Source organism: Methylomonas sp. MgM2 (assembly GCF_054172045.1).
Genome location: NZ_JBSYXO010000020.1, coordinates 18,985 through 30,185, shown reverse-complemented (window position 1 = coordinate 30,185; position 11,201 = coordinate 18,985). Strand labels below are relative to the sequence as shown.

Sequence of the window (11,201 nt, the reverse complement as noted above, 5' to 3'; positions counted from 1 at the left end):
TATTTCCATTTACTGGGTGTATTTTTTATTGAGTAAGCCACATGAAAAGGTTAAATAAAGTCGTATCCTTTTTTTATTTCCTGCAGATGGCTTACTTTTTCCATGATACGCCGGCATTCAAATTGCCAATAGCCCAATCCGATATTTTTTCGACCGTTCAACACGATGGGAAAATTTTCCTTGCCAAGAAACATACGTAACACATCGCCGTCTTTTAACATAAATGAATCTAACACGATGAAACTTTTTTCCTCATTATTTTCCTTTATACCGTATAACAAGGCTTTTCTCGGTTCGGATTCCTCCGCCGCATCGAGTTCTTGATAGTTTACCGCATACATTTGCGGCGCAATCACCGTCACTTCGAAAACTAACTTGTTATCCTGTTTGGGCAATTGTATTTTACACACCACGCCGAGACTACGTTGCTGCAACGGAACATCGGTCTTTCTAAAGCTAACCAGACTGCCGATCGACAAGACCCCTTCCTTTTCAAAACCACAGAACAATGCCCGGTCGGAATAGGTTTCGGTCAATACCTCCAAGGCGTTAGGCTGAACACATTCAGGGTCGAGCAATTCATGGGTCGCATCAAGTCCGATTGCCAGATAACGACTCAATCTATCGGCGAATAGGGCGGTACCTTGGGGCTCTTTGCCTTGCCACCGCTGCATCAGATAGTCGAATAATTCGGCCGATAGTTTTAACCCTTGCCCCCCCTTACGTACTTCCAAGGAACTAAAGCGCGCTTCGTCCTTGCTGCAAAACTTATCCGCTTGCTTAACCAATTGATGCAGCTTGGTTAAATTCAAATAGCTCTTTACCGATTCCGTCCTCCTATCGCCACCTCCCGCCGGAGCCGACGAAAAGCTGGGCGGCAGATCTTCATCCATTAAAATGACGCATTGAACCGTCTGACCCGGCACAGGCTCTTTTTCGATTTCAATTAAGTCGCTGATTTTTTCGATAAATCCGTAAACCAATTGAAATTCTTTTTGCATCAATCCCGATGGGTAAGCCAAGCTCAGCAATAAAATCTGCTTGTAACAGGCCTCTATGGTACTGGACTTATTAAATATCCCGTAAGGATCGTTCACCCGTACGCTTTCCTTTCCAAGCTTAACGGCTAACCTGTTTAGCGAATGCAAGTCGAACCAAATCCAGTCCGGAACCTGATAACCCATCATATAGTGCGTGATTACAATGTTGCTCAATCCCTTTATACAGCGCTGTATGGACAATGAAGTATTCTTTCCCTGCAACCAGCCTATCTCGCGGCGGGTCAAGCTCCGCGCAACTATCCAATAGCCGATGGTAAATTGCTTTTCGATCAGAACAAGCAAATCGAAGATTTTTCTATCAACCTCGCCCTTTGGAAAGCCGGATTTAATCAATCTGGAGCGCAGATAATCTTCAATGGTCACAAACGGTTGTCTAAGTATTTCCAATGCATTCAAGCGATTAGACGTACTCATGTCCAATGAAATCATATCATTGACTAAATCCTGAAATAGACGTGTCGCTAAGCCGGGGTTAGCTGTAGGCAATTCCGCAACCCATTGACGCAAAGCCGGCTCGGTAAAAAGTTTTGCTAATTGCGAGTCGTTTTTTTGTTCAGGAATGACCAGAAAAAAGGAGTTTTTCACACGCTGTCCAAGCTTAATTAATGTAGCTTTCAGGCCGGAAATTTTTTTCGGCCTGACAAGCGGATGTAATTCGATGTGATAAATTTTACATCCGCAGCCGGGCCGGATGCAGCTGAAATTGCTTAGTTGGATCCCAAGCTCATAATCTTCGACATTATCGCGGAGATACCGTTAGCGCCCCTAGGGTTACGCCGAGATCGACGCCACGGCCTTGACCCGACAAAACCAACGAAATTTCGCCTGATGTTAATACTTGTCCGTCTACAGACTTGGTCACTCCGGCGTGCCCACCCAATGAAACATAGTGTCCGTAAATCTCATTCAAATTACGAACTTCCGAAAAGACGCCTGTCCCTTCGATTTCGGACTTACCGATAGTAAATCCTATGCTGTTGGATGAAAGCCCAACCTGTGCACGTTGCCCATTGCTACAGCTAATATGACCGACACCATCATAACGCTTATAAACCAAGGACCAACCGTTCATCTTGTAAGTCATGGTGCATGAGGTCATACCGCCTTGCTGCGCCGTTGCCGGCATTGAAGCGAGGCCAGTGAAAATGGCAATAACTAAACCGTAAAACGCGCGGGAAATTCTTGTTTTCATTATATCTCCGGGTATCCCCACATTAAAACAGGGCTTAACTGAATAAGCCTCCCATTATAGTACAAACCAAGCATTGCCTATCACGACGCCACATTCAAGGACAAATGCACGTCGATGCCGCTGTCGCTATCGGAGGTATTCACCTCGGTTGCCAAAATATAAATCCTGCTTCTGTCGATACCCCCATTATCTGTCAGATACTTTACGATTCGGTTCGCCCTGGAAACGGCTAATTCGTTCAGTCGTTCCGGGTCGGGTTTCATGACGGCTTCCAATTCATCGCGCGCGGCGCTATAAAAATCGGCATCGGGTTTATTTTTAATTCGCGGGGTTCCGAATAAGGAATGATCGATTTTCTGAGGAAAAACCTCGGTATAAAACTTTTCCAATAACCTTTTGTATTCCGCATCGGATAATTCGATGTATTCCGAACGAATTTTCTCGCCTCGATCTCGTAATTCGCCCGATTTCATTTTCTTCAGAATTTCGAGCAAGGCATCGTAGCGCATGACCGGCCAATCTTGCTTCCGATAGGCCGCACCCTTGATTTCCAGGACTAATTCAGGCTTTGCCGCCAAGCCTTTGACTATTTGGTCTAATTTAGCGATTTCGGTTTTAGCCAATTCACTGCTTCCCGCTGCAAAGCTAACCGTGCTTAAATCGTCGGCAGTATCAAACACCGAAGCAAGCGCGTGAAACGGCGCACTGACCGTTTTCTTAACCAAATTGATCAGCACATCCGAGATCAAAGATCCGACACTAAACTCCGGGTCGTCTAAGCTGCCGGTAATCGGAAAATCCAAATTGATTTTCCCGCTCGCATCTTTAAGCAAGGCTACCGCAAACTCCAAGGGTAGCGACACAGCCTTAGGATTTTCCACTTTTTCGCCTAACACAAGCTGATCGATAAAAATTTTATTGTCCGCGATCAACCGATTAGCCTTAATTCCGTATTTCAGGTCGAGTGCCATTTGCCCTTTTTCAATTCTATAACCGGCGAATTCCGCCATATACGGCGTAACCAAGGGTAAGGGCAAATGGCTAAAACTCATTGTGATATCGGAGTCTCCGCTCTTGAGTTGATACTGGCCGCCTATCTTCACGGTCGCCATATCTCGTACCTTGCCTTGTAATCTAAGCTTCAGCGCGTTATCGGTATTTGAAGTAAATCCGTCTATCTCACCTTCCAAATGATTCATTTTGACAACGAACGGCAAAATCAATGAATAGTCCGCAAAGTCCGATTGCCCGTGTTTGAATTCGATCTTTCCAATAGTAACCACCGGCTCGTTCGGGCTTGCGGTTTTCTTGGCTTTATCCGCAACGGCCTTAACCTGATTCGAGTCTTTGCTAACGATAACGTCACTGACATTGTTGCTGCGGTCTTTGTTTATCGTGAATCGGACGTAAGGTTGATCGAAAACAACTTTACCGAATTTAAAATCCTGCTTGGTCACATCCAGCGCTATTTGTTTCAGCTCTAAGTTTCCCCATTTAACGAAATCCAAATTTTTGACCTTATCACGAGTGATTAAACTAGCGATGTTGGCGTCGCCCTGATAATTCACCGAATATTCGTCATTTTCCTGTTTGACCTGCAAATTTCCCTGCGTGTTGAAGTCGCCATCGGTCAATTCCAAGTTTACGTAAGGATCGACATAAGTCTGAAAGGTCTTTAGCTTTACTCCTTGCAAGCCGACCGCAAAATTCGCCGACAGCGGCGCCAAACCGATATTGCCGTCTAGCGTTATTTTTCCGCTATTGTTAAAGCGCGTTTCGAATTTCATCGGCAAAAGCGGGGTGTCGATATTGCGATAGTCGCGTAAGGCAAGGCTCATCTGATCAAACACCATTTCCACAGGTTTGGCCTGACTGAAATCGGTAAATGCAATTCGATAATTGTCCAAGTTCAGCTGATTTAGCGAAAATTGCCAGGGTCTGCCGGAAGCCGAATCGGGCGCCGCCGCTTGTTCACTCTCATCGGCAAACAAACTTTGGTAGTTAATTTGTCCGTCGGCCTGCAGCCACGCTTTAATTTCGGAATTGCTGCCGGATATTTGTTTGATTTCGACGTTCTGATTCAACAAATTCAAACGAATTCCGGTCGCTTCAAGAAACGGCATCCGCAGCAGCGGCTCATCTTCGTTTTTTTCGGCAGCGACGAACTGCCTGACCGTTATGTCGCCGCCGTCGACCAACAGCTGTAAATCAGAGCCCTCGCCGGCATTAAACGCATAATTCGCATTCAGCGATACATATCCATCGGTGATTACTATCGGCAGGAACTCTTGTAAAAACAAAAGCCACGCCTTTCTTAACGCAAGATTGTCGAGCTTTAAATTTCCTTTAGCGCTCAATTTCGATAAATTGAAATCGCCCCGCAAATCTAGTCCGCCACCTGATTTCAGCTTACAGGTAATGGAAAAAGGCCATACCGCGTCTGGCGCCGTACTAAATTCAGTCAACGCAAAGTCGATGGTCTGCAATGACTCCGTTTCTTTCCGACCAAGCGGAAAATCGGTCCAGTCGACTTGTCCTTGCTCAATCACCATCCGGCGAATCAAGATTAACGGGCCGCTGTCAGCAGCATCCGACCGGCTGGCGTCTTCACCCGGTTGCGAAATTTTTTCGAGCACTTGGTCGAAATTAAATCCGCCATTTGCATTTCTCTCGATGTCGACAAACGGCTCACGGAGTGTTACGTAGTTTAAAATCACGGCTCGCCGCTTGATTGACTCGATAACATCAACGTCGACGCTTAATTCGCCGGCACTGATCAAAGGTGTCTCGTCATCTTGTAGCAGGCTAATACCCCGCAAATCGGCTTTTAATTCAAACGGATCGAAATGCGCCGCTTGCAATTTGAACGGCCGTCCGGTCGTTTCGCTAACGATTTCGGGCAATTTGTCTACCGCGAGTTTAGGCAGCAAATAAAATCCTGCAGCGGCATATATGCCTACTAACGAGAGCAATACAACGCAGAAAATCAGGATTTTTTTTAACATTATCGCCGCCTCGTATCAATGCAATTTATTTAACAACTCAGCCTCGATTCTGCACCCCCCCAAGTCAGGGTAATCCCCGATATTCTGTTCGAAATCGCGGAACGACGGATGCTGAAAAGCCAGACGGGAAATTTTGCCGTCAACCAGTTCAAACTCCAACGCCCCGCCTTTTTCGCGCGGGCTACCGGGTCTGGTGATAAACAGAAAAATGCCTATATTCGACAAGGGCTGTCCTTGTTCCTGCCCAGGCCTTACGCAGCTGGTCGAGTCTATCGTTAGGCCGAGTATGATTTGGGCAAATTGCGACGCATTGATCAGAACGCCGTCGTCGGCAATCGCAGGAAGCTGCAACAAATTTTCCAGGCCGAAATTTCCTAAATGATTCTGTAACAGCACACTGCCCTGCCCGCCTTTTTCGTTATGAAACAAAGGATATAGCTGTTTCGCCATTTCTTCCTTCTCCGGATGATTCAACGCCGCCAAAAATTGACGCCCGACGGATTGCACCGAACTGAAAACTCCTTCCTTCTTCTGTCGCTTGCTGATCAAGTCGTCCCAGTCGCCGGCGGTGTTCACGCGCAACTTCATGCTCCGCATGACGCCGAAGTCTTCCGGCGTAAGGCATTCTGAAAAGTCCTTATCTCGATATTGTTCTAAGATGCGCGGACGAATCGCGTCGGCCATCGCTTTCTGCCTGGATATGTTGTAATTTTTCCAATCCTGCGACTTGTCCAAGAAATAAAATAACACCGCGTTGCGATCGAATTTGTTAAACCCCAAATCTTTCAACACGAGTTTTAGGCGTCGACACTGCGTATCCACATCATCAAAATTCTTCCAATCCGGGGTCAAATTCGGCTTTTCCATTTGTTCGACCCGACCGATCAATTGCTGTAATTGAACCTCCCCGGCAGTCGTTTCGATCGGCGTACGCCAAAGTTCTTCTAACGACAAATCGTGCGCATCGGGTATGCCGTCGACTGTCGTTTTAACTAACAGCGACGGCATCAATTGCGGGTATACGCGCAATTCTCCGAGCAGCTTGGTCTCGTCAGCCCAAGCCTTTAAGCCGCCGTCGACGACTTCATAGACCGCAAGTTTGGTTTGATTTAAGGTGCCGCCGCCCTCATCAAACACAATGCTATTTGCTAACGTATGCGTTTCCGAACTGTACTTTGCGGATGTCGCCGGTTTATTGGCAACCGGTGGAGCCGCGTTCGATTCCATCCAGCTTCCGGCCAGCTTCCCCATCACGGCAATGCCGGTGCCGACTCCGGTTAAGGCCATTAAATTGCTGGCCGTATTAATATCGCCCACGACTTGCGAAAGATTGGTTTCGCGGCTATTACTCGTTAAAAAGCGGTATTCGAGCCGGGTATCTTTTGCGAAATCGAGCCTTAGCCACGGCGTTAAATAGGCTTTTTTCGTTTCCAGTTTGTAATTACATTTGCCGGTCGTGGCTTGGTAGAAAAAACCGCTGACTTCACGCCGTAATTTAAGCGGTTCATTTTGGGTATTGAACAACAACGCAGCGGATAAATCTCCCGTTTCATACGATGCACCGACGTCGCTGCAACCGCTTTTTAAGGCGCTGTCTCCTTTGAACTCGAATTCGGAAACCAACTGCATGTAGTAGTCATCGGCCGTCACGACTGATTGGCCTTTTAGCGGGTGCAATGTTGTGCTCTCCGTTTTGGGATAATCGACGATAATTTGTCGACTGGTAGCGCAACCCGCTAATAGACTTCCGCCCAAAAAAATGAAAATCATCGATAAAACGTAACGGATCTGCATTAGGTTCTCGGTTTGTCTGAATCCAATTTCGCGATGCGTTTTCTATATCGCAACAGCATGGGTTGTGGTGATAAATTGACGTGCGCGCTACGGCTACTATTTTTGCAGGATAAGTACGACTAACCTATCTCATGTTTGAAACGGTGAATTTGCCGACGTTGCTTTTTGTTGGGTTTATGCTCTCGTTCGGCGGCAGGCAGCAAAGCATTCTGCCGCTTTTGCAACTCTATCTGTTCGTGCCGCCTTGTCGCGCTTTCTTCGTCTTCTTCATAAAGCAACACGGCCTCTTTAGCCGGCCTGCGCTGTTTGTTTAAATCGGTGACTTGAATGTTCCAGCTATGCCGGTCTTTACTGATAGTCACCCAATCGCCAACTTTGATCTCTTTACCGGGTTTGCAACGGTTTCCGTTAACATGAACTTTACCGCCGCTCACCGCATCGGCCGCCAGGCTGCGGGTCTTAAAAAAACGCGCGGCCCACAGCCATTTATCGATACGAATCGAATGGATTTCAGCCAAGCGGTTGTCCATTGTCGGACCAAGCTTTAAATCCACCCGCCATGCTGACCGCATGTTCGTAACCGAGTTGATTCAGCACCTGGGCAGCCAACGCGGAACGGCCGCCGGTTTGGCAATAAACCACGATAGGGGCTTGTTTTTTGCCTTGAAAATCGGGATGGGCGTCGATTTTAAATTCAAGCACGCCGCGCGGGATGTTGACGGCGCCCGGCAAATGGCCGGCGGCGAATTCCGCGGGCTCCCTGACATCCAGAATCAAGCTGCTGCCCAGTTGAGTCTGGGCGCTAGCCGTATCGATTTCCGTAATCTGTTGTTTCGCCGCGGCGACCAAGTCTTGTGCGGTGATAGCCATAAGCCCTCCTTTATTCGTGTTAATTAGTCGGCCTGATTAAATCAAGCATTCAAATGTTTTTTCAACTCTTTAGGAATCGAAAACACCACTTTCTCTTCGATGCCGTTGTTTTCCCTAATTGTGGTGCTGTCACCGCCCCACTGCTTTAACTGATTGATAACTTCTTGCACTAAGACTTCAGGCGCCGAAGCGCCCGCGGTAACGCCGACGACCTCGATACCTTCGAGCCATTCTTGCTTCAAGTTCTTATAGGTATCGATCAGATAGGCGGGCTTGCCGAGTTGCTCGGCGATTTCGCGCAAACGATTCGAATTGGAACTGTTTGGCGAGCCGACCACCAAGATGAGATCCGATATTTTTGCCAGATCGTGCACGGCATCCTGGCGATTTTGAGTCGCATAGCAAATATCGTCTTTTTTCTGTTCCTTAATCGATGGAAACTGCTCCCGCAAGGCATCGACCATGACTTTGGTATCGGTCATCGACAAGGTGGTTTGCGTCACATAGGCCAAATCGTCCGGATTATTGACTTGCAAGGCTTGCACGTCTTCGGGGGTTTCGACCAGATAAATGCCGCCGCCCTCGGTACATCTTTCGTATTGACCCATAGTACCTTCGACTTCGGGGTGGCCGGCGTGACCGATTAAAATCACTTCACGGCCCTGTTTGGCGTGCTTGGCCACTTGCATATGCACTTTGGTCACCAGGGGACAAGTGGCGTCGAATACTGTCAAATGACGCTCTTCGGCCTGATTTTGTACTTCCTTGGAAACGCCGTGCGCGCTGAAAATCAGATATGAACCAACCGGCACGTCCGTTAACTCCTCAATAAACACCGCACCTTTTTCTTTCAAACCATCAACCACGGTGCGATTATGCACCACTTCGTGGCGGACATAAATCGGAGCGCCGAATGCTTCAAGCGCTTGATCGACAATTTCAATAGCCCGGTCCACGCCGGCACAGAATCCACGAGGGTTTGCGAGTACGATTTGCATAATCTTGAGTATTTTACTAGGTTAGAACGAACTGAATTTTAATCCAATTTTGTGTCCGCGACGATAATTCCATCGCGATCGGCATATAAATAGTGGTCTTTCTTGAAATTAACGCCGGCAAAGGTAATCATGACGTCACGTTCACCATGGCCATGTTTACGGCTACATAGAGGATAGGTATTCAATGCCGCCACGCCTATCGGCATCTGGTCGACCGAAACGGCATTTCGAATACAACCGTAAATAACGATGCCCCGCCAGCCGTTTTCCACGGCCAAGCAGGCCAGGGTCTCGCCAAACAATGCGCAACGGCGGGAGCCGCCGCCGTCCACGACCAGGATCCGGTTATTCCCTGCTTCCTGCAAGACGGATCGAAGCATCGTATTATCTTCAAACACTTTCAATGTCGTAACCTGCCCGCAAAATTGCCGATTGCCACCAAAGAACCGAAATAACGGCTCGGCGATCTGAAAACTTTCCTGGTCGGAATACCGATCGCAAAGATCCGCAGTCGTAAACGCCATCAAAACCTCCCATTACTTGAAATACCGCGCCAGCAAGCCGTACCGACAATCGGCATCGGGCAACGGAATACGTACTTGGTAACCACCGCCTGCCGCTTCCTGCATCACATTACCGTATTTATCGAACATGTGATCTACTGTTATATCCTGATTACCTTCAGGCAAGATCAGTTCCAGCCTGTCTCCGACGCTGAATTTGTTTTTGACGTCAATGTCCGCCAACCCCGTTTCGTCATCATATCCCGTAATTTCTCCGCAGAACTGCTGTTGGTGGCTTTTAGAGTACCCGGAAATATAGTTTTGATGCTCGTGGGTATGATGCCGTTGGTAGAATCCGTCTGTATACCCCCGATTGGCCAAATTATCCAGTACCCCTAATAACTCGGGTTGGAACGGGCGGCCCGCCAGGGCGTCGTCAATCGCCATTCGATAAGCTTGGGCGGTACGGGCCACGTAAAAATGCGATTTGGTTCGGCCTTCGATTTTCAAACTGTCGACCCCGATTTCGACCAAACGCTGCACATGTTCGATGGCCCGCAAGTCCTTCGAGTTCATAATATAAGTGCCATTTTCGTCTTCCATGACCGGCAGCAACTCGCCTTTACGCCCTTCTTCTTCCAAGAAATATATGTTGTCGGCTAAGGGATGGCGTTCGGCTCCTCCGCAACTCGCGGTGTTCATGCTGGCGTTGAAATCCGCCATCGACAATACCGCAGTCTCATCCAAAACGTAGTCACCCTCCGCATTTTCCGCCGCGGGCTTGGTATCGTATTTCCATCGACAGGAATTGGTGCAAGTGCCTTGGTTAGGGTCGCGGTGGTTAAAATAACCGGACAGTAAACAACGTCCGGAATAGGCGATACAGAGCGCGCCGTGCACGAACACCTCTAATTCCATATCGGGACATTGCTGGCGTATTTCCGCAATCTCGTCCAGCGACAACTCGCGCGACAAAATAATGCGCTCCACCCCCATCCGTTGCCAAAATTTAACGCTGGCATAGTTCACCGTGTTGGCCTGCACGGACAAATGAATCGGCATCTGCGGCCATTGTTCGCGCGTCATCATGATCAAACCGGGATCCGCCATGATCAAAGCATCCGGCTGCATGGCGATGATGGGCTCCATGTCTCTGACAAAGGTTTTAATCTTGCTGTTGTGCGGAATCACATTGGCCGCCAAAAAGAATTTTTTACCCAGCTGGTGAGCCTCAACGATGCCTTTGGCCAAATTGTCCGCAAGGAAATCGTTGTTGCGTACCCTGAGGCTGTAGCGCGGCTGCCCCGCATAAACCGCATCGGCACCGAACGCAAACGCGTAACGCATGTTTCTGATGGTGCCGGCGGGAGAAAGAAGTTCGACGTTTTTCATTAGTGCTATCGAGTTACGAATATGGGTACATCTTATCAAAATACCCGTGATCAGATATTCGAAAACCGCCGCTGCCAGCCAAGTCAACAGAAGCCAACGGAACCGGGCCCGACCGTGCGACGTAATCGGCTATTGTCGGATAATCCCGATCATGCGGCTGAATCCGTCCGCCCGTTTGGTATCGGGCCGTTTAAACCTGGAAACCCATGCGAGGAAGATCGTATGCCGATCGCCGGTTTTGGCGTAGAAAAATCCGAAATTCGGCAAACCGCGCGGCAGTGGTTTAACCGATTTTCGTTCCAAGCGGTATCAACGGAAGCCTCTAGCCCTCATTCATTCCCACCGAGCAAGAACGCCAAACATCCTAGGGCTTCTTGGACGGCTGA

The 11,201-nt window shown here is 48.4% G+C and carries 9 protein-coding genes; all 9 read right to left on the bottom strand.

Translation table 11 applies throughout. The features are described from left to right. Window positions 1–50: 50 nt before the first annotated feature. The 9 genes from ACW73I_RS14970 to trhP all read right to left on the bottom strand — a co-directional run bounded on the left by ACW73I_RS14970 (window position 51) and on the right by trhP (window position 10,815). The gene (locus ACW73I_RS14970) at window positions 51–1,646 is read right to left on the bottom strand and encodes a hypothetical protein (protein ID WP_458030209.1); all 1,596 of its coding nucleotides are present in this window, start codon (window positions 1,644–1,646) and stop codon (window positions 51–53) included. A gap of 154 nt (window positions 1,647–1,800) precedes the next feature. Next, complete coding sequence (locus ACW73I_RS14965) at window positions 1,801–2,253, bottom strand: hypothetical protein (RefSeq protein WP_458030208.1); 453 nt, start codon at window positions 2,251–2,253, stop codon at window positions 1,801–1,803. 80 nt (window positions 2,254–2,333) lie between these two features. Continuing rightward, on the bottom strand, window positions 2,334–5,258 hold the full coding sequence (locus ACW73I_RS14960; protein WP_458030207.1) for a DUF748 domain-containing protein: 2,925 nt from the start codon (window positions 5,256–5,258) through the stop codon (window positions 2,334–2,336). Between the two features lie 15 nt (window positions 5,259–5,273). Continuing rightward, complete coding sequence (locus tag ACW73I_RS14955) at window positions 5,274–7,052, bottom strand: hypothetical protein (RefSeq protein WP_458030206.1); 1,779 nt, start codon at window positions 7,050–7,052, stop codon at window positions 5,274–5,276. A 119-nt stretch (window positions 7,053–7,171) separates the two neighbouring features. Then, window positions 7,172–7,570: an RNA-binding S4 domain-containing protein gene (locus tag ACW73I_RS14950; protein WP_458030205.1), complete on the bottom strand. Its 399-nt coding sequence runs from the start codon at window positions 7,568–7,570 to the stop codon at window positions 7,172–7,174. Beyond that, window positions 7,563–7,922: a rhodanese-like domain-containing protein gene (locus ACW73I_RS14945; RefSeq protein WP_458030204.1), complete on the bottom strand. Its 360-nt coding sequence runs from the start codon at window positions 7,920–7,922 to the stop codon at window positions 7,563–7,565. The genes ACW73I_RS14950 and ACW73I_RS14945 overlap by 8 nt, the downstream gene beginning before the upstream one ends. A 41-nt stretch (window positions 7,923–7,963) precedes the next feature. After that, window positions 7,964–8,920 (bottom strand): 4-hydroxy-3-methylbut-2-enyl diphosphate reductase, encoded by a 957-nt coding sequence (ispH, locus tag ACW73I_RS14940; protein WP_458030203.1) that lies wholly within the window; start codon window positions 8,918–8,920, stop codon window positions 7,964–7,966. Window positions 8,921–8,958: 38 nt separating this feature from the next. Continuing rightward, on the bottom strand, window positions 8,959–9,444 hold the full coding sequence (rraA, locus tag ACW73I_RS14935) for a ribonuclease E activity regulator RraA (protein ID WP_458030201.1): 486 nt from the start codon (window positions 9,442–9,444) through the stop codon (window positions 8,959–8,961). A 12-nt stretch (window positions 9,445–9,456) separates the two neighbouring features. Continuing rightward, entirely contained in the window at window positions 9,457–10,815 is a 1,359-nt protein-coding gene (trhP, locus tag ACW73I_RS14930; protein WP_458030200.1) for a prephenate-dependent tRNA uridine(34) hydroxylase TrhP, read from the bottom strand. Window positions 10,816–11,201 lie beyond the last annotated feature (386 nt).